This window comes from Rhizobium sp. CG5 (genome assembly GCF_023701945.1).
In the GTDB taxonomy this organism is placed as follows: Bacteria; Pseudomonadota; Alphaproteobacteria; order Rhizobiales; family Rhizobiaceae; genus Allorhizobium.
Genome location: NZ_JABAEF010000038.1, coordinates 1 through 23,952, shown reverse-complemented (window position 1 = coordinate 23,952; position 23,952 = coordinate 1). Strand labels below are relative to the sequence as shown.

General features: G+C 57.0%; 19 protein-coding genes, 1 tRNA gene and 1 pseudogene. 2 read left to right on the top strand and 19 right to left on the bottom strand.

Annotation, left to right across the window (positions count from 1 at the left end; genetic code table 11):
- Window positions 1-161: 161 nt before the first annotated feature.
- The 18 genes and pseudogenes from HGO38_RS30510 to HGO38_RS30430 form a co-directional block, all read right to left on the bottom strand.
- On the bottom strand, window positions 162-1,217 hold the full coding sequence (locus HGO38_RS30510) for a hypothetical protein (protein WP_250959552.1): 1,056 nt from the start codon (window positions 1,215-1,217) through the stop codon (window positions 162-164).
- The gene (locus tag HGO38_RS30505) at window positions 1,214-3,271 is read right to left on the bottom strand and encodes an ORC-CDC6 family AAA ATPase (RefSeq protein ID WP_250959551.1); all 2,058 of its coding nucleotides are present in this window, start codon (window positions 3,269-3,271) and stop codon (window positions 1,214-1,216) included. The genes HGO38_RS30510 and HGO38_RS30505 overlap by 4 nt, the downstream gene beginning before the upstream one ends.
- 1 nt (window position 3,272) lies before the next feature.
- Window positions 3,273-4,241: a hypothetical protein gene (locus tag HGO38_RS30500; protein WP_502941668.1), complete on the bottom strand. Its 969-nt coding sequence runs from the start codon at window positions 4,239-4,241 to the stop codon at window positions 3,273-3,275.
- 33 nt (window positions 4,242-4,274) lie between these two features.
- A pseudogene (locus HGO38_RS31300) lies at window positions 4,275-4,619 on the bottom strand (metallophosphoesterase); the annotation flags it as partial.
- A 205-nt stretch (window positions 4,620-4,824) separates the two neighbouring features.
- Complete coding sequence (locus HGO38_RS30495; protein WP_250959549.1) at window positions 4,825-5,217, bottom strand: restriction endonuclease; 393 nt, start codon at window positions 5,215-5,217, stop codon at window positions 4,825-4,827.
- Window positions 5,142-5,756 carry a winged helix-turn-helix domain-containing protein gene (locus HGO38_RS30490; RefSeq protein ID WP_250959548.1) on the bottom strand — a complete coding sequence of 205 codons (615 nt, stop codon included), beginning with the start codon at window positions 5,754-5,756 and terminating at the stop codon, window positions 5,142-5,144. Before HGO38_RS30490 ends, HGO38_RS30495 begins: the two co-directional genes overlap by 76 nt.
- A 43-nt stretch (window positions 5,757-5,799) precedes the next feature.
- Window positions 5,800-6,594: a hypothetical protein gene (locus tag HGO38_RS30485; protein ID WP_250959547.1), complete on the bottom strand. Its 795-nt coding sequence runs from the start codon at window positions 6,592-6,594 to the stop codon at window positions 5,800-5,802.
- A gap of 3 nt (window positions 6,595-6,597) precedes the next feature.
- Window positions 6,598-7,479, bottom strand: coding sequence for a hypothetical protein (locus HGO38_RS30480; protein ID WP_250959546.1), 882 nt, complete (start codon window positions 7,477-7,479; stop codon window positions 6,598-6,600).
- Complete coding sequence (locus HGO38_RS30475) at window positions 7,476-9,224, bottom strand: restriction endonuclease subunit S (RefSeq protein WP_250959545.1); 1,749 nt, start codon at window positions 9,222-9,224, stop codon at window positions 7,476-7,478. Before HGO38_RS30475 ends, HGO38_RS30480 begins: the two co-directional genes overlap by 4 nt.
- Window positions 9,221-10,675, bottom strand: a complete 1,455-nt coding sequence (locus HGO38_RS30470; RefSeq protein WP_250959544.1) for a type I restriction-modification system subunit M — start codon at window positions 10,673-10,675, stop codon at window positions 9,221-9,223. Before HGO38_RS30470 ends, HGO38_RS30475 begins: the two co-directional genes overlap by 4 nt.
- Complete coding sequence (locus HGO38_RS30465; RefSeq protein WP_250959543.1) at window positions 10,662-11,555, bottom strand: FRG domain-containing protein; 894 nt, start codon at window positions 11,553-11,555, stop codon at window positions 10,662-10,664. Before HGO38_RS30465 ends, HGO38_RS30470 begins: the two co-directional genes overlap by 14 nt.
- Window positions 11,555-13,999 (bottom strand): EcoAI/FtnUII family type I restriction enzme subunit R, encoded by a 2,445-nt coding sequence (gene hsdR, locus HGO38_RS30460; protein ID WP_352230523.1) that lies wholly within the window; start codon window positions 13,997-13,999, stop codon window positions 11,555-11,557. Before hsdR ends, HGO38_RS30465 begins: the two co-directional genes overlap by 1 nt.
- Window positions 14,000-14,198: 199 nt before the next feature.
- A complete protein-coding gene (locus HGO38_RS30455; RefSeq protein WP_250959541.1) occupies window positions 14,199-14,516 on the bottom strand; it encodes a hypothetical protein in 318 nt (105 codons plus the stop codon).
- Window positions 14,517-14,977: 461 nt separating this feature from the next.
- Window positions 14,978-15,718: an ATP-dependent metallopeptidase FtsH/Yme1/Tma family protein gene (locus tag HGO38_RS30450; protein WP_250959540.1), complete on the bottom strand. Its 741-nt coding sequence runs from the start codon at window positions 15,716-15,718 to the stop codon at window positions 14,978-14,980.
- Window positions 15,711-17,720, bottom strand: a complete 2,010-nt coding sequence (locus HGO38_RS30445; RefSeq protein WP_250959539.1) for an AAA family ATPase — start codon at window positions 17,718-17,720, stop codon at window positions 15,711-15,713. Before HGO38_RS30445 ends, HGO38_RS30450 begins: the two co-directional genes overlap by 8 nt.
- Window positions 17,717-18,148, bottom strand: a complete 432-nt coding sequence (locus tag HGO38_RS30440; RefSeq protein WP_250959538.1) for a hypothetical protein — start codon at window positions 18,146-18,148, stop codon at window positions 17,717-17,719. The genes HGO38_RS30445 and HGO38_RS30440 overlap by 4 nt, the downstream gene beginning before the upstream one ends.
- Before the next feature lie 77 nt (window positions 18,149-18,225).
- On the bottom strand, window positions 18,226-19,170 hold the full coding sequence (locus tag HGO38_RS30435; protein WP_250959537.1) for a hypothetical protein: 945 nt from the start codon (window positions 19,168-19,170) through the stop codon (window positions 18,226-18,228).
- A gap of 492 nt (window positions 19,171-19,662) precedes the next feature.
- Entirely contained in the window at window positions 19,663-20,760 is a 1,098-nt protein-coding gene (locus HGO38_RS30430; protein WP_250959536.1) for a hypothetical protein, read from the bottom strand.
- Between the two features lie 609 nt (window positions 20,761-21,369).
- On the opposite strand from HGO38_RS30430, the gene HGO38_RS30425 reads away from it, so the two are divergent.
- Together HGO38_RS30425 and HGO38_RS31220 are read left to right on the top strand one after the other, a co-directional pair.
- A complete protein-coding gene (locus HGO38_RS30425; protein WP_250959535.1) occupies window positions 21,370-21,927 on the top strand; it encodes a hypothetical protein in 558 nt (185 codons plus the stop codon).
- A 97-nt stretch (window positions 21,928-22,024) separates the two neighbouring features.
- Window positions 22,025-23,869 (top strand): recombinase family protein, encoded by a 1,845-nt coding sequence (locus HGO38_RS31220; protein WP_352230524.1) that lies wholly within the window; start codon window positions 22,025-22,027, stop codon window positions 23,867-23,869.
- On the opposite strand, the gene HGO38_RS30415 is transcribed toward HGO38_RS31220, so the two are convergent.
- Window positions 23,826-23,902, bottom strand: a tRNA-Met gene (locus HGO38_RS30415). The genes HGO38_RS31220 and HGO38_RS30415 overlap by 44 nt on opposite strands.
- Between the last annotated feature and the right edge of the window lie 50 nt (window positions 23,903-23,952).

Sequence of the window (23,952 nt, the reverse complement as noted above, 5' to 3'; positions counted from 1 at the left end):
AGGTCAGAGACTTCCTGCAACACCGGCCGGCTTGCGAAGGGCAGATTTGTCAACGGCCAGAAACGCAAAAACCGCCCCGGTTATACCGAGGCGGAGATACTTTTATGTTTGAAGTGGTTGCGGGGGCCTAAGTCCACAGAGACTTGTAACCAGGTGAGCGCCTACCAAGTATCAAGTAGACTGCAGGCCGGCGAAGTTAGATCAACGATTCTATAAAGCCGATACCCTCCAGCCGGACCAACTTCAGTGCGTGGATAAGCCTTAGGAACGCGCACCTTTACCTGTACCCTTTTATCGGCGCATGCAAAAACCGCTGAGGCAATGGCTTGCACCTTTGGACCACCGACAAATACGCTGATCACTGCACGCCGGCTAGCAGTCATAGAATGCGTCTTTAGCGCGTCAAGATGCGATCCCAGACTGAATGCCGGAACATCCATTATCTCACCGTCCTCTAACCGGTACATTTGCCGAACTTTTGCCACCTGCTGATCGAGAAGTGCATCAATCTGCGTGTTTGTATTGCTGCGAGGTACGAGAACGGCCAACCTCTCAGGGCTAAACACGTCAATAAGTCCGTAAAACATATCGGCGTCGCCGCCAATCCCGACGAGGAGTACCTTCTCTTCACCAATCCCGCCGCTACCTTGGAGGAGTGGAACGGTATCGTACCGCTCGACTGCGTGCGAAAAGCTAGTTGAGCCACCGCCCGAAGGATAAGTCCCTTCAGCATAACCGAAATCTAAAGCGTGGATTGCACCATCGATAAACGCATGGGCGATTAGCCACTGGATGTACACCCGGGGCATTGTGGAGCATTCGACAAACATCCGTCGTATGGCACCGTGATAGCTACCATGTTTTCGAGCGATCTCGGAGATGGTCAGTTGCAGTACATTGATATTCCTTCGGTAGTCGATCGAGGGCTCGAGAGCGACCTCCGTGATTTCAACACCCCAGGCTTTGGCAGCTTCTTTTAAGCGAGTACGGTTGGCCTCGATGGCCGGATCGGCTTCTTGCTTTAGCGAGAAGTCCAGCAGTAAGATATGCTTCATATCCAGCCTGAGGTGCTGATCGATGGCGACGCAGCGAGACTCCCAACCCAATGCAAAGATCGCGATATCGCCCGATACCGTTTCGATCTCGCTCCCGGCGACCCTCTGCCGTTCGGAAACAGCAAGATTTCCGTAGACGCGGTATGGGCTTTCGAATTTCATTCCAAACCCTCGTCGAAGAGCGAAGGTTGTTCACTGGAAGGGTTGCCTTGATTGTGAACGAGGTCGCGCATGACGGCATTGGCCCAATCCTCAGGCTTGTATGCACGCTGGAACAACAGTTCTATTAGACGTGCTGATGGTAGCACATTCACTTCGTATGGGCCTCGGTAAGAGAATTTGAAGTATGGCGCGAAACGCCGGTGAAGCCTGATCGTAACCTCCGCCGAATCGGGGTTATTGCGATCGTTTTCCAACTTGCCGCGCTCAGACACCTCGCGGATGAAGCCGTCTTTTTCCGCGCGCCGCAAAACAGCGTCTACCTTGGTCTCGTGATACCCGAGCTTCGCACACATCGACCGCAACTCGCCGATGTTGATCCTGTACAAGCCACGTTCGGCCGTCGTTACAGCTTCGCCCTTAGTCCCTTCGCTTTGCAGTCGAGCCGTCAGACGGCCCAGCGCCCGGACCATTCTGGCACTTTCCTCCTCAAACGGATGGGATAGGGACTCAAGACCTTGGAGCTTCTTTTCGGAAGCCATACTAACAGCCTGACGCTGCTGCTCCATCGGAATTTCTGATGTGGAATTTACGAAATCCAGCATCTTCTTCGGGTCTGTCACTACGCGCTCGAATATTTCCCCCATAATATCTAAGAAATCTCTGATGCAAAGATCGCTGAGCTGGATGATAATCTGGTGCCCCACGTACGGGTAGTCGTGAAGCCGAAGTATCCTGCAGGCCTCTAGGAAGGCCCAGCTCTGCTTGCGTCGAATAACCGCGTGAAGCGCCTTAGCGTCATCCTCGCTGTACGGTCTCTTGTGGTCAGGCGAGGGTAGTAGTTCCAAGGCCAAACCCTCGACGTAGGGTCGCGCCTTCACATTCAGGGAGAATTGCTCCCTCTGAGCCCTAGTGACGTTAATCGTCAGAAACTCGCGAGCATGTTCCGCCACTTGAATGAGCCGCTGACGACCTTCTGAATGACCAGTTTCAATCACTCTTTCAATGATCTGATTGACGGAAAGCTTCCCCAGTCTTTCTCTAAGTTTAAATGCCTTCAGTGGGTCATTTCGCTCAAGTTTCGACCTTAAATTCTCGGGCAATGCATAGAATAACCTCAAGGAAGCAACATTTTGACAAAGGTTGGCGAATTCCGAATCTGAGCTAGAATCTAGGTTTTCAACCAACCGGTCTGTAGAGGACAAAGATTGCCCAGGAATTACCGTTCTTATAGTATCGTACAGGCCGCCGATATAAGCTAACACCCACTTTATGTTACCGCGAGTTTTTCGAACAATGGAATTCAGAAATTGTTGCTGAAGAGGCGTAAGGACTTCGCAGTCATCGATCAAGATTTTGAAGAGTAATGGCTGCTTCTCTGAAAATGCAGGCCCCACGGCCAAGGGTGAGATCGCCTCGAATATCTTATTAAGTATAGCCCCAGGATCGGTAGCAAAAAATACTGATTGCGCTTCTTCTTTTCCGTAAAAGAACGCATTTACACAACGGTCTACATACCGTGATATTAATGAACGCAGTTCGTTAAGTCCAAAAAATTCCACTCTCCCTTCCATGGGAAGAAAATGCAGAATTTCCTTATGTATATCAAGCGATATTTCACGTTCATCTGTAGCGGAGTATATTAGGTGTTCTCCACGCCTCAGAATACATATAGTCTCGAGCAGACGCTCAGCTATTTTTAGTTCCAAATAGTGCGAAAATATAACAAAGTGTCTGTTAGTAACAGCTTGCGGATCAAGCCTAATTTGCTCGGGGATGAGCGCGAGCACAGCATTATCGATGAGAGGTGAAAACGTCTCGTTCAATTGAAAAAATACGCCATACCAACCGAGGCTACCAATCTGGGCGGCCAAATTTCGATCTTCATGAATATGCAGTGTGGAAAGGGAGCGCAGGATACTTGTTTTACCGCTTCCCCGCGTGCCGGCGACAAATACGGACGTTTCAGCTTTAGAGATTTGTTCGGATTTTTTGCCAAACCACAGGATGGGCTTGCTCTCATATTCGATGCGGTTCGGGCCAAACGGATTTTGCATGTTACAGGCCCTTTATCTGAATGCGCCAATCCCTCGTCGGCTTGTTTAGACCGTCGATTTCGATTTCTTGCGCTGAGTGGAGCATTAAGAGGGCATCCTCAAGAGCATCGTCCTGCATCTCGGCAGATGAAAGACCATGAAGTTCATTCCAATAGAGCAAGTCTTTTCCTCGCTTTGCTCGATGCTCCTTCAGTTGCTGCAGAAGGCCAAACGTTTTCTCATCCAGAGAGGCACGAAAATTCGGCATCATCGATATGAAGCAATGCTCGTCCTCATAGAGAGCCCCATCTGACACTTTGGAACGATGCGGTATAAGTCTCAAACCTACGAACTCGTCCTGATCCGTCAGAAACAAAATTAGCTCGTTAAATCCATTCCTGATTTCCGGCGCAGAAATCAGAACGATCTTGCTATTTTGCTGTCTAGGATCACTTACGATCTCAACAGGGTCCTGATGGATATGTCCGTGTAGATACAATATTGGCTTGTTCGTTGAGAGCAATTGATGCCTGACAAATCCAGCATTCAGGACTTCGGCATAAGGCGAAATACGAGGGGTTTTCTGCGGAAGCAGATTGTGATGTCCGACAACAATGCCGTAGGTCACCGACCGCTCTCGCAGGCGGTCCAGTAACCCAGCCAACATTTGATCGGAGACATACGGGGTATCCAATTGTCCGTAATACTGATCGACAAGATTCGTGGGGGGCGACGCCACTGTCGTGGGTGGTGGAGCTGCTGGAGCACCATCACCAGTGGCCGTACTCCCAAGATCAATTGGTTCCGACGTCGTGTCGGCGACCTTCAGCTTGTCGCGAAGATACTCCGGTAGGTTCTGCAGTGCCCAGCTACCTATGGCCGTGTTCAAAAGGGTAACATCTACCGAGCCGCCAAAACCTTCAATGCTATAGGTCACGGGAATATTAAGTGGCACGGACTGCCATCCAAATTTTTGGGCGAGCTCGCTCATACGTCGGAACTTCTCCGTCGGGCCCAGATCAAGAGCATCTTGTCTGTTGACGTCGTGATTGCCAGGGACAAACGCTATTGGGACAGTACGAGAACTGACACCGGTAGACCGGCATAGAAGAGAAAAATGCTGGAACGCGCCCTCTAAGAATTCTGACTGGCCACGCGTCGTAAAATCGCCAACGAAGATTATGCCGTGCACCGAGTCCGACGAAGCAAGCTGACCTAACTTCTTTAGGACCGACCTGAATGCCGATCCCCGTATACTAGATGTTATAGACGGAGCGAACTTCCGGTCTTTCTCATCAATCTCACTGGGCGTGAGATTCCAATCGGGGTAATGGATATCGCCAATTTGCAGGATTCTAACACGACGCATAATTTCCTCACATGCGTCAACCCATAGTACAGTCCTTAACCTAACGCTAGAGTTGTCCGAAGTGACGCAATTGCATGCCCTTTAGATCATACCAAGTGTCGCTAGGGACTTGCTCAATTCCCCTTCTTGACAGCCGTTATCTAATCAACATTGTGCACTGACGCGATACGGAAATAATTTCCGCAACCGCTCGTTAGTCTGACTGTCACTCCTCGACGAAGAAATCCTCGTCCAGCCGCTTTACCTCCACGGTGCGAGCGACGCGAACGCCCACGCCATGTTCGATCATACGGTCGGCTAACCGATCGCCGTCAATGAGGACGATGCGCTGCGGCAGGTGGCGAACGAAGTCGATGGGCGGGGCGGAGAAGCTGGATGTGGTTACGAAGACGCCCTTGGCAGCCCCGACCCCGACGAGGCTACCGAGGAAGCCCTGCACTTCTGGTCGGCCGACGCTGACATGAGAGGAGTAGCGCTTGGCCTGCACATAAATGCGATCCAGGCCGAGGCGGTCCTCGTCAATCACGCCATCAATGCCGCCGTCACCGGATTTGTCCAGCCGGGGCGCGGCATTTTCATGGCTGCCGCCATAACCCATGCCCACGAGCAGATCGACGATGGCGGGCTCGAAGAAGGCGGGGCTCTGCGCCAGAATGCGCTGCAGCAGGCCTGCCTACAGGGCCTGGTGCAGCACGGCCTGCGCGGCATCGATCTGTCGGGCATTGCGGAGGTGGTTGCATCGATGGTTTCACCGGCGCCGGTTGACGCAGCATCCGTGCTGCCGGTGCCCGATGTGCTGGAGGCGTAGAACTCGGCAAAGGCGGGATAGGTTTTCAGCGTGTCGACATTGATGCCGGCGGGATTGGTGGCCAGCAGAGCCCTGCCCGCCGAGCTTGCCACGAAGCGGCCGCGCGCCGGGCTGTCGATCAGGCCAGCCTTGGTCATGTAGAACTTCGCCCAGTGGATGCGGTTGTGGAAAATGCGCTGGCGGCCGCTGGGCAGCACCTCCTCCCGCTCCGCCACGGACAGCCCCAGCTGGTCGGCCAGCTTTTCCGCTGCATCCGGCACACGGGTCTCGCCATCCGCGGCGAGCCGCAGGACAGGAAGCATCAGGGATTGGTAATCCGGAATTGCCATTGATCTCCACCCAGTTCTCAAGCCGACGCGCTCTACCTGCTGATCAGTCACTCTGTCCTACCACACCCAGAATCCAACCTTCCACGCCGGCGATCACCCGCTCCTTTTCGGAAAGTCTTGGCTGCAGCATCTGATCAAGCGTTCCGTCTTGGTCGGCCTGCGATAGCTTGGCTGCGATCGAATAGGCATCGTGCTGATCACCGGTTCGGTCGCCCATCGCAAATTCGCGAGACCAGAGCGCGGGATAGACTTCAATGATGGCCGAGCGGCCGGCGGGAATGGCCCAGCCGTCGAAGGGCCAGAAGTGTATCTGCTCGCCGAGCTGTTTGCGGATGAACAGGAGCCAGGGGATGCCGGAATGGGTGGACTTGGCGACCGATCCCTGGACATCGAAATGGAAAACAGACTTGGCTCCCCGCGCCCGCTCCTCGGTCAGACGTCGCCACTTGGCATTGCCGCTGCGAGCCGCACCATTGTCCAGCGCGCCGTAGCGGACGAAGTCGACATAGGCGTGATCGTCATCGGTCGGCCAATGGCGCTGGAAATCCTCGAGAAATCCCGGCCAATCCGGCAGAAGACCATGCGTTTCGAAGTAGCGAAGCGGGAATGAGAAGGCGTGATCGATCCCAACGATGGTAGGGACGTCATCCCGGAGCGTGGCGACGAGCCACTCGGTGAGCCCGCGCCTCGTCCAATACTTCTTGTTCGAGGGAGGTGGCAGAACCTCGACCGGTGGCTCTTCCCCTGATGCCATGTAGACACGCAGCCCTTTGAGGCTGGACGTCGGGGTTTCCGCGCCGGAATAGTCGATGCCGATGTGACGGGAGAACTGGGGCATCGGTCAACCCATCGCGTAGAAGGTTACGTCAAAGATTTCGGAAAATGCCTCAACCGTACTCAACGCATAGAGGAATGACTCGGCAGCGGCATCCGAATCCCGAAGTTCGTCAAATAGATTGCCGAAATTCGCAATCCGGACCTGATCCACGGCTGCCATCGCCTGTGGTTCATTCTCCAAGGCTCGTTTCAAGTCGGCGGCTGCGCGCTTTATGTGCGCAGTGAATTTCAGGCCTTTCTGACTCTGCCCTCTCTCGATGATTTGGTTGATCGACGTGCTTTCGATTTTCTCCGGCTCCGAGTGGCCGATCCCGAAAGTACCAGGGCCATCGTAGGTATATCGTCCGTGCCCGACGAGACGTGCCACATTAGATACGTTGGTATTCGCGACAATTTTCTCGGCAGCGCTGAAACGATAGAGGTCACTGTTCATCCAGAAAGCAGCCGATGCGTAGACCACGAAAGCTCGACCATGCGAGTGTGCCTCCATATCTGCCAATATCTTCTGCTGATGCGGCGTCACGTCAAAGCGAAAGTACGGACGCCCCCATGAACTCCATTCTCTTCCGTTGAAATGATCAACGTAAGCCGGCCGCTTGTATTGGACGAATAGGTTAAACTTGAAGTCTGGCAGTCTCTCGCTGACTTTCGAGGCATGAAAATCGAAATCCTTCAACGAGATGCCGTGTTGCCGCCGCCGCCGACTATTGCGCATATATGGAAGGTAGTGGCGCAAAAAATGCCACGGCATATGGAAAGCGTCATCGAAACCGATGAAGCGTTCATCGCACTGATCTGGCGAGAACGTAATGTTTGTCAATCTTGCAAGTTCAAAACCGAAATACTTCTCGAAAGTCTTCTCCTTGAACTCGGCAGGACCGCTCATTCCGCGGCCTCCTGCAGCGCGTCCGCATCCACCGGTTTCAGCGCCTCGGCCAGCAGCGCGTCGAGCAGTTTTTTCCGCGTCTCGTCGGCGCTGGTCAGGCTGGTTTCCAACTGGTCGCAGAGCGCCATGAGTTCGTCGACCTTGGCAACGATGCGGTGTTGTTCGGCGAGCGGCGGGAGGGGGAAAAGCATATTCTTCAATGCTGATCCGCTCACGTTTGCCTGCCCTGTCTGCTTCTTGATCAGGGGCACAATCTGCGTCTCTCGGAAGCACGGCGCATTCATTGCAACGTTCAGGTAAACCGGACTGGAATGTAAAAAGGACGGACGCAGGCGGATCAGATAGGAGGCAAAAGTCAGCGCGTCATTTTGGCCCATATAGATGCCGGTTTTACCCACGAGCTCCGCGCTGTTGGTCCGGTTATACAACAAGTCAAACGTCTGTAGATATAACGCGGGGAGTTCATCCGAGGCTTCCGGTATTCGTTTTTCGTTTCGCCAGATAACGCGGCCGTCTTGGATGTTACCCATCGCGAGAACTGGCACGCCGCTTTGCGATGCATGAGATTTTTGTGACGTTCCGTACTGCGTGAAAAGAATGGCGTCTCCTACCCGGCTCCAGGTCCAAGAGCTCGGGATAGGATGCGGACAATCTTGAGCAGTTAAGGGTTCCAAAGGCGCATCTCGGCGAATAACCTTTTGGCGTACCAAGTCGTCTCGCTCTGCGGCAATCCGCTTCAACAATTCCTCCGCCGGCTCATCCGCCGGGTCCTGCGGCACGAGCTTGCCGCGGACGGCGAGGTTGAGGATGGTCTGGCGCAGCTGCTTGATCTGGTCTGGCCGTGCCGTGAGCGCCGGCAGGGCATCGAGCGCGAAGCGCGCGTTGTCGCGGAAGGTCTCCGGGTCGGGAGTGTTGAGGCGGGCAAGACTTGCCGCCGCCAGCCGGTCCCGCTTCGTCTCCCGCTCCTTTCGCGCTGCTTCCAGCGTGTCGCATAGCGCCATCAGTTCATCGACCTTGGCGACGATGCGCGATTGTTCGGCGCGCGGAGCAAGATTGAACTCGATCGCAGCAATCGCTTTCGCATTTATGTTGGGCTGAGCAACTTTGGTTGTTCCCAAGCCCAGGGCAGCTTGCCCGCTCGGTGATTGAAGAACCAAATGCATGTACTGTGGCGACACGTGAGTGCTGAACCTAAACCGGATCAAGTAGGCGCTTGGGATTGCCAGCAGGTCACCGGCGAAAAGCGCCATCGTTCCGATGCTTCCAGTCCTCGTCACAAGAAGGTCGCCGTCCCTACACCGAAAATCCTCAAGTCGATCTGCCGGCACGGCGACTAGCGGTGGATTACGCAACTCGATTCGTCCGTCACGGGTCATATCGGTCGTACGGATGGTCGGTATACCCTCCCGCCTATAGTCGGTTGCGTCGAAGCGGGGGCCGTAAAACGATGAGAGAAGTACTGACTTTATTGAACTTCTTTCCCACCCAAAGGGCAGATTTAGTTGCCCCGGGTCAACTATCGTTATCTCATCGGATTTTCCAGACTTGGTACGAAGTTGCGACGTTGAATCATGTTTCTCAGCCGCGATCAGCTCCAACAGCTCTGATGCGGGCTCATCCGCCGGGTCCTGCGGCACGAGCTTGCCCCGCACCGCCAGATCGAGAATGAACCGCCGTAGCCGGGCAATTGCACCCGGGGCATCGGCAATCAGTTCGTAGTGCTGTAACAGGCATTCGGCGTTCATCGGGCCAGCGCCTCGGCCAGAATGCTCTTCAGCTGGTCGCGCAGGCGGGCCGCACTTGTTTCGGCAGCCGTCAGCTCTTCCAGCAGGGTCTCCGGGTCGCCATGGTCATCGGCCACCGTATGCGGGTTCTTGAAGTCCAGATTGTAGCCACGCGCCTTCACCTCTTCCAGGGTTACGCGCCAGGCCTGCGGGCCTTCTTCGCGGCCCTTGCGCTCCTTGCCGCCCCACCAGTCGACGCAACCCTGCAGATGCTCCTGCCGGATCGGTTTGGTCATGGAATAGGCCTTCTGGCCCTCCGGAACCCGATGTTCCCAGTACCAGATGTCCTTGGTCGGCGCGCCTTTCTCGAAGAACAGCAGGTTGGTGCCGATCGAGGCATAGGGCTTGAAGACGGAATTGGGCAGGCGCACGATGGTGTGAAGATTGCACTCCTCCAGCAAGTGCTCCTTCAGCCGCGTCTTGATGCCTTCGCCAAACAGCGAGCCATCCGGCAGGACGACGGCGGCACGGCCGCCGTCCTTCAGCAGGCGCACGATCAGCGCCAGAAACAGGTCTGCGGTTTCCTTGGTGCGGAAGGTCGGGAAGTTGTTCTCAATGCCGTCTTCCTCACGCCCGCCAAAGGGCGGGTTGGTCAGCACGATATCGACGCGCTCATCTTTCCCCCAGGAAATCAGCGGGCGGGCGAGCGTGTTGTCATGGCGAACGAAGCTCGGGTCCTCGATGCCGTGCAGCAGCATATTGGTGACGCAGAGCATATGCGGCAGCGGCTTCTTTTCCACGGCCCGCAGAGCGGCCTGCATCTTATCGCGCTGGTCCGGCGTGCGCACATGGTTCTTTTCCATGTGGCGGATGGCGCAGGTCAGGAACCCGCCGGTGCCGCAGGCGGGATCAAACAGGGTTTCGCCGGGTCTCGGGTCGATGCGTTCCACCATGAAAGCGGTCAGCGCACGCGGGGTGTAGTATTCCCCCGCATTGCCGGCCGATTGCAGGTCGTTCAAAATCTGCTCGTAGATTTCGCCAAAATGCTGGCGTTCCGTCAGGCTGTTGAAATCGACATCGCTGATCTTGTTGACCACCTGACGGATCAACTGGCCGGACTTCATATAGTTATAGGCATCCTCGAACAGATCGCGCACCACGCGGCGGCGATCCCCCGACTGTGCCGAGACCGGCACCGTCTTCAGCGCCGGGAAGAGCTCGTTGTTGACGAAGTTCAAAAGCGCCTCGCCGGTGATGCCTTCCGGGTCTGCCGCCCAGTTGCGCCACTGAAGTTTCTCCGGGATGGGCGAAACGTAATTGTCGCGCGTCAGCTCCAGTTCCTGGTCCTGATCGTCCATGATCTTCAGGAAAAACATCCAGCAAAGCTGGCTGATGCGCTGGGCATCGCCATCGACGCCGGCATCCTGGCGCATGATGTCCTGGATGGATTTGACGGTGTTACGGACTGACATGATTCGAAAACTTCATTGTTTTGAGTTTGTTGTGTATGCGGCTGGTGATTTCCAGCAGAGGGTCGCGGCGACCAGATGGAAGAAGGGCTTTGTCTGTGGCAAGGGGGTAGTGCACGTTGCTCAAGAATGTCCGAGGATTGAAACGAAACTTTGCAACCAGTCGGCGACCGAAATCCATCTCGCCGTACTGGTAGGCACTCTCGGCCCCGAAGTCACTCACTTCGGGATACTCACCCAAAAGATATCCCTCCTGAATGTGTGGCCGGATCGCATCCGGAGGGCATGCACTAGCGAGGCGGATAATCTGCAGCCCCGCTTCTGAGCTCGCGGTTACGGCTCCGCTGAGATTTGGAATGCCGAATACGAAGAGATAGGCGCTTTCGCTAGTGTTTTGGTGGGTAGCAAACGAGGCCGCGATCCGGAGAGAATGAGAGACGTCAAGCAGTGGTGTTGCGCAAACTTCATAGTGCTGAAGTATCGCCCATCGAAGAATGCGTTGCCTCCTCAGTTGGTCGCTACCTTCTAAAGCCTCTTCAGTGTAAGCGGTCTGAAGTTCGGATTCAGCGAAAGTCAGCTTCTTAAACCGGCTTTCCAGTATATTCGGAGTTGGGATTCTAGAGCCTTCCAACCGAAAGATCGTGGCTTTCAGCAGGCTCCGAGGCACCTTGTTCGCCTTGGTCATGTAATCTTCGGGCTGCCCCCGAAAAACCAACACGTGCTCACGATTCTTGAACTGGAGCTCAGCAACCTTCTTGGCCAAATCCAAATAGCCTTCCACGAAGTGCCCTGGACCTGAGCGTACCGTCTGATTGGAGACATTCACAGAGGTGGTTTGTTCGCCGAAGTATGACCATATTTTCTGAGCGCCGATGAGCTCCATTAGATTGCCTCGTCGTACATTGCAGCCTGTATGTCGTGGACTGCCTTTTCGAACGCAGCCTTCCCGCCGAAAGCGCGAAGCAGCTCCACGGGCATACCGAGTGTGTTTGCGGGCGGTATTCGCAGCACATTGGTATCGTCAAGGTTGAGGACGCCGTCATCGGCGTATTTGGTCAGCAGCATGTCCAGAACTGCCCGCGCCTTGCCCTCATAGCGGCCAAAGACATCGCGCTTCTTCACATTGTCGGCACGCTCCTGCCTCGTCAGCGGCTTGCGGTCAAAAGCGATGTGGCAGACGAGATCAAAGGGATCGAGGTCGATGCCGAGTTCCCTGGCGATCATATCTAGCGGCAGGCCTTCGGCCGCCAGTTCCTTCACCAGCGCATCCTTGCGCTCTTCCGATTTCCAGCGCTTCAGGAAATCATCGAGGCTGGCGAAATGGCGAAGCAGCGCTGCCTTGGTAAAATCGCGCAGGCTTTCGGTGACAAGCTTGCCATTGGCATCGAGATATTCGACACGCTCGGCCACAACCCGCGCGCTGATGCCATCGACATAGACCTTCTTTTGGCGTGCACCGCCCGCGCCCGGAAACGTCACGTCTTCGCTACCGGTGGTCGGCGGCTCGGTGGTGTATTCGTCCTGGCCGTTGTCTTCGAAGCCTGTGGCGGCGGTATCCGGCGGGGTGATCGGATCGCCTTCGCCCGCCTCATATATCTGCACGGGGTCGCCATCGAATTCGGGATCGGCGAAGTGGTTCGTCGCGCCGCGGAAATCCATAAGCGTGAAATAGAATTTCTGCGTATCCTCATGCACGCGCGTGCCGCGGCCAACGATCTGCTTGAACTCGGTCATCGAGCCGACGGGACGATCCAGCACGATAAGCCGGCAGGTCTGGGCATCGACGCCGGTGGACAGCAGCCGCGATGTCGTGACGATCACCGGGTAGCGCGATTCCGGATCAATGAAGTTGCCGATCTGCGCCTGGCCGAGCGTGTCGCTGCCGGTGATGCGCATGACATAGCGGGCGTTTTCGTCGCAAAGGTCCTTGTTGTCGTTGATGAGCGCCTGGCGCATGCGGGCCGCATGTTCCTCGTCAACGCAGAAGACGATGGTCTTCTGGTAGCGGTCACCGCTCTCCTTGAGGAACTCGGTCACCTTGGAGGACACCAGCTTGGTGCGGTCATCCAGAACCAGGGTCCTGTCGAAATCCTTGGCGTTGTAGATGCGATCCTCGACCTCCTCGCCGTCGCGATCCAGCTGGCCTTTTTCCGGTCGATAGCCTTCGACGTCACGATCGATATGGACTTTGATCACCTTATAGGGGGCGAGGAAGCCATCACTGATGCCCTGTTTCAGGGAGTAGGTGAACACCGGTTCGCCGAAATAGGCGGTGTTTGAAACGTACTCCGTCTCTTTTGGGGTGGCCGTCAGACCAATTTGGCTGGCAGCAGAAAAGTATTCGAGGATTTCGCGCCAAGCGGAATCCTCCGCAGCACTGCCGCGATGGCATTCGTCGATAACGATCAGGTCGAAGAAGTCCGGAGAGAATTCGCGAAACAGCTTCTGTCGCTCCTCGGGGCCGGTGATGGCCTGATAGAGCCCAAGGTAGATTTCGAACGAGGTGTCGATCCGGCGTTTGCGATCCAGCGCTAGCGGAACGGCCTCTTCCGTTCCGTCCGGACGCTCGATGGTCTTCGACTTGGTGGAGAGCTTGGCCATTGCGCCACCGAAGGGGCGGAAGTCGTTGATCATGGTCTGGTCAATGAGCACGTTGCGATCCGCCATAAACAGGATGCGTTTCTTGCGCTTGGCCTTCCAAAGCCGCCAGATGATCTGGAAGGCGGTGTAGGTCTTGCCGGTCCCGGTCGCCATGACAAGCAGAACGCGATCCTGCCCCTTGGCGATGGCCTCGATTGCGGCGTTGACGGCGTTCACCTGGTAGTAACGCGGCGCCTTGCCGCTGCCGTCATCATAGTAGTCCTGAAGCACCAGTGCTTCGGCGGTTGAGTCCAGACCTTTCCATCGGCTGTAGAGCCGCCAAAGCTCATCCGGCGACGGGAACTGATCGAGGCGGAGGTTTTCCTCCTTCAGGTCTCGCAGGCCGGTACGATCATGAAAGACGAAGCCGTCGCCATTAGATGCAAACACAAAAGGGATAGCCAGGCTCTCGGCGTAGTCCAGCCCTTGCTGCAAGCCGTCGCCCACCGCGTGACTGTTGTCCTTCGCCTCGATGAGCGCGATCGGGATGTTGGGCTTGTAGTAGAGAACGACGTCCGCCTTCTTGGCCGTGCCTCGAGCGACAAGCTTGCCACGCACGGTGATGCGCCCTTTCGTAAAGAAGACCTCTTCCCGGACCTGCAGCATCATATCCCAGCCGGCCTGTTTGACGGCTGGCAAGATGAACTTCGTGCAGATATCGCGTTCCGTTAAAGAGCGCTTGTCCATTCGGATGTCGTTCCCCCACAATCCCATTGATTACACAATATGAATAGTGTTCGCAGCGTCAATGCAACCCTGAGGTCAAGCAGATAGTCCCGTTGAGTATTTTCGATTCCTCTGCAAACGCCGTTATCAGGAGTAATGGGGGGAAGACGAGGATAAGAACCTAACGGCGTTTGCATTTGACGGAACACAGAGTGCCTGATCAGGACGGCAGGAGATGCCGTTTGGGTCGGAACGGGTAGAGGCCGTCGCTATACCGGTCAGCGATCTCGTGGAACACTTCTTCGCATTCGCGGACGGCAAATCCCTGGCGCTCAAGATCATTGGTTAGAGAGTCCCGGACCTTGCCCAGCGCGCGGTCTGGGTCCTTATGCGCCTGCGCGGCGGTAATGATCTGCCACAGCAAAACACGCGCCAGGTCGTCACGGCTCGGTCGACGGCGCTTCTTCATTTCCTTACGTACCCGCTGCTGACGGATCACTTGTTCGGCGTTGCGTTGTTTCGTAGGCTTCCTGGACATGACACACTCCTCGTTGGTGGAGCTTCAGCCTGATCGTCGGCGATGCAAGGGACAAACGCCGGTCGTCAAAATGATCCCGATTCGCCTGCCGGCCAGAGCGTTGCCCGCAAACGGCGTTTGCTGCGGAATCGTAAATTTGGAGTTCGGCAACGAGGATGTTGAAGTCGGAATCGCGCAAGGGTAAATTGAGATGACGCGTGATGATGTGCAGGCACCTTGTTATGTATCATTGCAATTCAGCTTACGTCGGAATGAGGTGCCGACAGCTCATATCGATCTGAGAAGACATGATACGACGCACGGTTGCTATGGCCGTCCAGCGTCCGAGCGCTTTAGGTAACGCCGTTTCGGAACCCAGAATCGAAAATTCTGAAGTCAGAAACGATGTTCGGGATATCCGAATCGAAAGGGCCCAGTTCGGAATCGCCAATCCGGAGCCCATTGTTCGGTTCGCAGGTCGGTTACCCGTCTCGAACGACCAGCATCTCACGCACCTCGCCACCCGTCATCACGCCGACTTCGCTGAGACGGGTCGCAATGGTAACCAGGTCGTCACGCCGATCCTCGAGGAGGTCTCTTGCCGCCTGCTCGGCCGCCAGCAACCGCCCGTTGACCCGGTCGGCCAGTTGCCGATCGAGGTTCAACTCGCTGACGCTTCCGCCCTCGGCCCGGTAGACCAGCGGCTGGTGTTTCGAGAACCCGAGACGTGTCTCTGCGGCGACAGCTTGATCCGTGGCCCGTGCCAGATCGCTGTCGTCGCCGCCCCCGGCTCCAGCCAGCGTTTCTCCGAAGAACATGAGTTCGGCCGTGCGCCCCGCCAGCATGCAAGTGATAAAATGCATCAGCCAAGTTTCGGTCTGTGGCAGATGAGCATTCTGGCGGCTTGTCACCTGCCCGATGCCGTCGATACCGATCGTCGCGGTGATCACATTGGCAATGCCGGTGATCGTAAAAGCCACGGCGTGGGCTGCTTCATGGATCGCCGTCCGCCAGCGCAGGTCCTCGGATAACCGTGTTTGGCACGCCAGGAGAGCTGTCTCGATATCGAGCCAAAGCAATGGTCGCTGTTCTCGACGGTTCTTGCGCCGGACTTCTCGGATTAGGCGCTCGATATCCGCTCCTGTTCGGCCAGTGGCCAGGAGTGCCAGACGGCGTAAGGCCGGATGGGTTTCGGGAGCCGTCTTCATCGCAGGGTCAAACATTGTTCGGTCCTCCAGATACGGAATGATTGTCAGCGCGGCCGGGGTTGCCTCCTCCTCGCCGAAGGCCTGGCAGCTGCGGCACGCTCGTCGCGATCGTTGGCTTCGCTGGCGCTGAAGCGACAACGACGCTCAGGTCAGCACCAAGATGGTGCGCGAGTATGCCGATGAGCGCGTCCAGGTCAGGCATGGGAATCTCGACATGCTTCTCCAGGCGCCCGGACCGCAGCAGAGCCGGGTCGATCCGATCCGGCAAGTTTGTCGCCGCAACTACGATCACCCCTTCGGTCTTCGACGCGCCGTCCAGCAGTTCGAGCAAGCGGTTGATGAGCGAGCGCCAGTAATCCTCATGCTGATCTTTTCGTCCGCTGTTGCGGCTGCCAATATTGTCGATCTCGTCGATGAACAGAATAGCCGGCGCATGCTCCCGGGCCAGCTGGAATGCTGCCGACATCCGTTTCAGGACATCGCCGAGATAGCCGGGCTCCAGCCATGTCGCGACCGATGTCACCATCAGCGGCACCTGCAACGTGTTGCACAGAGCTTTGGCATATGTCGTCTTGCCCGTCCCCGGTGGCCCGGACAGCAGGAGCTTTGTGCTCATGGCATCCCAGGCAAGGCCATCTTCTCGCCAAACCTTCAGATCGTGTTTCAGATCAAGCGCCCAGTCCTTGGCATCGTCATAACCACTCAGGGTCTCAACCCGTAGATCGTGTCGGCGGCTGTCGATTGTCATGGCGGGGTTAGGGCCTTTGGCATCACTGCCTGCGGCTGCGGCATCAATCGTTTCACCGATCGGCTGAACGATATCGACACCGTCAACGGACGAAGGCGTCGGTTTCCCTTTCTTCCAGGAAAACTCCTTCGTGGACTTTCGCCGGGAGTCACGGCCGTTGCGCTCACTCTGGCTTCGTCCCTCGCCGTTGTCGTCCTCGTCTTCGTTAGCCGCGCGCGTTTGTTCGCCGAGCGTTGCGAGGATCGAGAAGATGCCGTCAAGCCCGCGTGCCGGTCGGATCGCCAGCGCCAGAGCATCGAGGGAAATGCCTTCCAGGTCGAGCGCCATCTGCCCCATGCGTATGAGCGACTGTTTCGGCGCGATGCCGAGAGCGATATGCAGCAGCTCGGCGACCAGTTCATGATCGAGACCTGCGCATTCGAAGACAACGTCTGCTGTCATCACAAGGCATGGTGACGGTGCGAGTGGAGTTTCATCCACGACAAGTACCGGTCCTCCGATGACCGCGTCGCTCAGATACCGCGACAGGACGACATCCTTCAGACTGCGGGCGCCTTTGCCGCTCAACGCCCGCAGAGGTCGTCGAGGCTTTTTCTTGCGGTCCGCACGACAATCATCGGCAAGCGAGGCGCTCCGATGCACGTCCTCGATCTTGACGCGATAGGGCAGGATGAGACCCTCTTCGAGCATGAGACTGAACCGTCTCTCAAAGCCCGAAGTCGGCACCTTGATCAGGGCGAATGGATTAGTACCGCACAACACCGAGCGGAGTGGTGACCGATCGGGAATGCTGGAGCCGACGGCACGAGCCGTGAGTAGCGCGACAGCGATCTGGACGACATTCGGTGGTGCAAGATGCTGCCGCAGCAGTGCAAGGAATTCGAGCGGCAGGATAGTGGCGCGCTGCCGAGACATTGGTGAACCCGGCAATGGACTGGCACGTGCCTGTGAGCCGGCACGAGAACTTTCCAGAGCTGCCTCCGTGTCAGTTTCGACGTCGAAGACCAAAAGGTCGATATCTGGGCTGGTCGGCACGGATTTGCTAAGCCGTCGGGCGATGAACAGGCGGTCTTTCGCAGGCTCGCCCGACAGCATGGACAGGGTTTCATCAGGCACGCGCCAGACGGTGCCGCGTTCTTCGTCATCACCGATGAAGCGGCCTTCCAGGAGACCCGCGACAGACGCGTGCTCATAGAGTTCGAGGATTGCCTGGCGACGGATGCGGGCAAGGAGATAGCGCGTCAGGCGATCGATGACGGTTTCCATCATGCACACTCCCCGTTGTCGCTGACAGTCTGGGTCGCCGGCGGACAACCTCCCGTAAAACGGCGGTTGCCCTCCAGCCACTCGCGCAACATCAGCGCTGTCGGATCGCCAACGGCGCCGAGCATCGCCAGCTGATCGCGCATCAGTTTCGGCACACTCGTCATGGCAACGCCTTTTCGTTTGGCGAAGCCGATGACCACTCTTGCGACGACGCTTGCGTCAGGCAGCTCGGGAGGAGCCGATGCGCAAAGGGCAATCGCGTCAGGGACAGCCTGCACCATCGTTGCGTCGTAGTGCTGCTCGTCGCGCTGCAAGGCGGCGAAGCTGGCTGATCGCTTGGTCGCCGGGGACGGGGACGGGGACGGGGACGGTCGCTGCAATGCGTGGCTTGGGAATGGAAGGATCGTGGCAGTAGTGGTTTCGGTCGTCATGGCAAGCGTCTCCAGTCGCCGGCAATAGTCGGCGTCGAACAAAGGGAATGGACGTGGGAATGGTGTGGTTGAGGCTGTCAGCCTGAGCCGGTCCTCGGTATCCGAGCGAAGCCCACCACGTTTTCGGGACCACTATCCCGCTTGACCGAGGGCGAGGCGGAACCGTCCGCTTTTTGTCCTGACCCTTTTTCGTCTGAAGGTGCAGGTGCCGCGGCCGCGATGTCCGGGGTCTCAGCCGTCGCCCGAACAAAAGACCGACTTGCCTGTGTCCAGTTCTCGTTGATCCGTGAGTGGAAGCAGGTGCGCAGGGAACCGATGGCAGCCCCGGCTCCGCTGATTTCCAGCAGATGATCGAGGTGACTGATGGGCCAGACGCCGCCGGCAATATCAGAGCGCTGGTTTTCCGCATTGAGGATGACGACGCGGACTTCTTCCGCCACCAGCCGATGATGCTCGCGATAGAGATGATCGGGCACGACGAGTGCTGCGGCCAACATGCGGGATTTTAGCTCGGTGATACGCGAGACCTCGTACGAGCCGAGGCTTCGTTTCACATCGACGACATGGGCTAGCCGGGTCAGCCGGTTCACGAGAATGAGGTCGGGGGTGTAGCCCCTGCGTCCGCCGGTATCGGCGTCAAGCGTCAGGAAGCGGTAGTTCTTCGGATCGTTCTTCTCGACCAGATCGAGCGCGGTCCTGGTGACCGGCAGCCGAAGATTCTGTGTGAGGACAATGAGGTCGGGGTTGAGCTCGGCGATCAGGCCGATCCCCTTCTCAAGCAAACGGCCTTCGCAGACCGGAACGGCCCGCAAAATTGCGCCTGCGTCAGTGATACCGCCAGCAAGCGCCTTGGAGAGCGCCTCAATCGAGAAGGTATAGGAAAGGACTTCATCGATCAGCGTGTCGAAACGCAGCCGAAGGGTATCGAGATCGATGGCGTGTTTGTATTGCGGTGCGTCGGCTGCACCTGAGCGGATAGTATTCATCGGAGATGCTCCTGCTGTAGCGGTCCGCTCGTCCACATCGGGGCACAAGGCGTCGGACCCGGAAATTATTTCCGCATCCGGTCACCGGCTGGCCTTCACGGCCAGCGCGTCCGAGCTTCAGAGAGATCGCTTGTTGATTGAGATCAGACGGCGGTCTGGGCAAGAGCCCACCACGTCGTCAGGCCATCTGACTGGCGCTCATCAACAGGTTCAGGAGAGACGAAGACTTCCCGTGGGAAAGCGAAGCGGTTAAGGGTCGACATAGCCAGTGGCCTTTCAGAAGAAGGTTACGGGTCAGGCCTCCGTTGGTGTTCCACCACCGGCGGGGGCCGCTAAGTGTCTGCAGAACCAGGCGTTTCTGCTGACCCTGTCGACATAGCCCGGAGATTGAGGTCCGGCAAGCCGACAAGAACGCATCCGGAACAGAGAGCTCCGGCATGGTTAACGAGAGACGCGTCGGACCGGAGGCCCAAACGTAAAAAGCCCCGCTCGGTGGCGGGGCTCTTGAAGTCAAGTGCGGGGTCAACTCTAGGCCGCGTGACGCTCGGCAGTCTGCTGATCAGTGTTCATCCGGTTCCTGTGGTCATACCAACTTGTTGACTTGACGCCCTCCGAAGCCTCCTCGACCGATGACGGCAACTGCCCGACTGGGATCAGACCCCCAATCTCGCTCGTATCCGTCTCATCGACATCTGGCCCGGCGATGAGGTGGGCCTCGATTTCGACGACTGCTTGACCGTGAACCACAAAGCGGAGCAACGGAACGACCTCGTTCAGAAGCCACGGCACGAACGCCCGGCCCTTCGCCCAACTGTCCGCACCACCCATCCGGTGCAGCAGGTCTTGAACTTTTCGCCATGCAGTGTCGTCAGGCAGTTTAGCCGCTCTCCAGTTCATGTGTGCTGTCGCATCGGGTGTGAGAGCAGCTCCGATGCTGTTGAGCAGGTCGTGTGCATGCCGGCAGTGGAGATGAACCTTATAACTCAGCTCACCTTTCTTGACGGTCCGTTTAGCGACGAGAGGCTCCAGAGCTTTTTCTACCTCTTTCAAGACAAACGCCGTCAGCTCCAAGAACCGCGCAACGTCCGCATCGGTTTTTGCCGCAGCGACTTTGCGAAGTCCCGCCACGCCTGCGGTATCGAAGGTCGCCACTTCGCCCTTGGCCGTCGGCTTCCTGCCGAGCATCTCGCGGACGTCCTTCACCCGGATACGCTCGCCATCCGCCATCCTGGCGATCACGGCTTCGATCTCCGCCGGCTCGCCTTTGGCTAGCTCGAACATGACCGTCGGCATGACGGCATGAGCGAGGAGCTGCTCGCGATAGTTGGCGAGGCGCTCATGGATCGAGATGTAGTTCCACGCCGAGCGCACGGTGTAGTCGGAGAATGTCGCCAGCCACTTTCCAAATGCCTTCTCAGGCACGAGGGGCTTCGCCTCGGCGAAGGTGCATCCGAGATCGTAGGCGTGGGCGCCCGACTTCTTGTTGAGGGCGATGATCTTATCCGCCGCGCGCTGGAGAGCGCTTTTTGCCTCCGGCTCCGTCACGGCGGCGATCGGCGCGTCGGCAATCGGCTCCCCGCCAACGTCCTTATAGTTGTCCTGCTTCATTTCAGTGACCTTCTTCATGTGTGACCTTCCTTCGTTGTCCAGCTCAACGCTGTACACATATGGTCACCGGATAAGGACGGCCTGTCAACTTGGCTTCCATTGTCAACACATTGATATCATTCCCTTTATACTGAATTCATTAGGTTTTCTGCTGCTCGTATTTACCCCTAAACGTCCAATAGTGCGACATTCTGACGCGCCTTAAACCTCGACACCGGGCGCACCCAAACTTCAATCAAAGCGAGCATTTTACAATGAGCATGCGGCAACTATTTCCGCATTCAAGCGATCGAGAGGCGGATTCCGTTTCCCTCAGCAGACACGAATTCGTTGGCTAAATCTGCCGTGAGCAAGGCCTAACTGCCTACTAACACGCCGTTTACCATAGCGACCGAATCCGAGCATGCCGCAGCCGCGGAGGTCCGAATGCATCTTGCGCTTTCAGCGCTCCGGACTATTTGTGCCTTACGACATTGCTGTCCCAGCGCATGTGAGAGTGCAAACGGAACTTCGGCTCGTCGTCAAAGAAGCCAGCGGCGGACACACCGGCTCTCACGGTCCTGCCATCGATTTCAAATCCCCGAGATTGCCTACGAAACCGATGTGCAGAACCCTAAAGGAGAGACTATGTCTGCTGTGTCGCTTGTTGAGTCCTCGGTGGCTAAGGCCCCCGATCAAAGTGAAGGCCTACTGGGGATGCTCCGCTTGATGGCGGCGCATGAAGGCGAGTTTGGGCCTGCCAGTGCCCTATTGAAGTACGGGCGGGCTTTCCCGCACGTCAATGCGCGTCCAAAGGCATTGCGCATGGGGCCGAAGGGTCTCTGCTACTGCAACTGCACGCGAGCGCGCTATCCATATCTCGCTGACGATCCCGTCCCCTATCATTACGCAGAAGGCTACGCGCTGGACCCCGATTTGGGCGTTCCGCTCCAGCACGCCTGGCTCGTCGATTTGAACGGCCGTGCGATCGATCTCACGTGGACGGACACGAAGAACGTCATCTATTTCGGGGTGACCTTCAACGACGCATTCGTCTATCAGGCGATGAAGGAAACAGGGCTTTTCGGCATTCTCCCAAGCGTCGCGCTCCAAAAACGCCTGTTCGCAAACAGCGCGGCGTTCAAGGCCACGCTCTGGAAACCGACCCTTCCGGGACTACCGAGCGGGCGCCTTTGCCAAACCTAACGATCCATCACCCTAGCCGGCCGTGGATTATCTTCGGCCGGCTCGGAGATCGTGGATTTTCACAACGTAAGCTTACCGATCTGCCGAGAGGCTCTCCATGCCAAACAACGTTATCTTTTACGCACGATACTCGAGCGACCTACAGGATGAGCAGTCGATTGAGACGCAGGTCGCTCTCGGACGTGCGTTTGCAGATGAACGTGGTTGGCAGATTGTCGAAGTTTTTGAAGACAAAGCTATCAGCGGTACCAGGCTTAAAACACGACCCGGTATCCAAGCAATGCTGCGCCGGATCAAGCGCGGAGGGATTGATCTGCTCCTGTGCATGTCGGTCGACCGCATATCCCGTGACATGGAGCACAGCTCAGGCATCCTGAAGCAACTCCGCCATCACGGCGTCGAGCTTTGGACGGTACAGAACAAGGCGCCGGTCAATGACATGGAGCTTGGCCTGCGCTCCATCATCAATCACGATATGATCGAACAGACGCGCTACAAAACGCGTGAAGGCATGAAGACCTCCGTCCGCAAGGGCAAAGCTGCTGGCGGCATTGCCTATGGCTACCGGATGAAGCTGGAGCACGACGACAAATTCAACCGCATCGCCGGCTTGCGCGAAGTCGACGAAGAACAGGCTGAGATAGTCCGCTGGATTTTCGGCCAGTATGCAATTGGACGATCGCCATCTGACCTTGCCATCGAACTCAATAACCGTGTTCCACCTGTGCCGGGCCCAAGGGGTTTGATGTGGCGCGACACTGCGATCCGCGGTCATCGTGACCGGGGAACCGGCATCCTCAACAACGAGACATATGTTGGCCGACTGGTGTTCAACCGCCGGCAGTTTCGGAAGAATCCGGAGACCGAGCAACGCGAAGCTCGGATGAACGACAAAAGCGAATGGGTGGTCGGAGAGGTGCCTGAGCTCCGGATCATCAATGATGAACTGTGGTCCAAGGTCAAGAAGCGGCAGCTCGAAGTCGAGGCAAGCTTCGCCCATACAACGACCAACCGGCTTAACCGCGCCCACCGGGCGCAATATTTGTTCAGCGGCCTGCTTGAGTGCGGCGTATGCGGCGGGCCTTACGCCGTCATGGCCAAGAATCGTTATGGATGCACGAACAGGCAAAAGAAGCTGCCAATCGCACATCTGGGTGTCGGTGTTTGTCCGAACTCCAAAACCATCAGTCGCGCCGAATTGGAAACGAGGGTTCTTGATGCCATTCCGGCCAACCTGTTGTCCGTTGAGAGCACCACATCCATCCAAGACGAGATCAACAAACAATTGTCCACAGCGCGCAAGACGGGTGAGCGCGACAAAGAAAGACTCGCGGGAACCCTTCTCGACGTCACGCGGAAACAGGAGCTTGTTGCCAACCAGGTGGCCGAGCGTTTGATGGCCGGTCAGCTTCAGATCGCCGCTTTCGATCGGTTGCTGGAAGATTTGCAGAAACAGCGAAACGAACTTGAAGCCGAGTTGGGGAGGACCGCGATCAAGCGCACGGGTCCGCCCAAAATCTTCGTCATCAATCCGTCGATGTATCAGATGGCGATCGCAGCACTTACGGCCGTGGCGAGGACCGGCAATACCGAACATGATGAAGTGCAGCGGCATTTCAACTTCATCCGCGAACTTGTCCAGAAGGTGCTCGTTTCGCCATCTGCGGATGGCAAGTCTCCAGACCTGACGATCGTCGGCAGGCTGGCCTCGATCCTCGCCTCGATGCAGGCGTTTCACGACTACAGCGCCGGCTCTCGGGAACAGCACAAAAACGAGTTCGCCCGCCGGGTTAGGGCGAGCGCGTTCAATAATATCAATGAGAAGCTGGAATTTCAGAACCGTTTTCATGCTGTCCTCGCGGAGGAGGAGGCTGACTGGAAGCGGCTACAAGTCTCAGTGGTTGCGGGGGCAGGATTTGAACCTGCGGCCTTCAGGTTATGAGCCTGACGAGCTACCGGGCTGCTCCACCCCGCGTTATCCGAGATTTTTGGCGATGCCAAAGAACTCTGTGTTTTGGCGTGAGC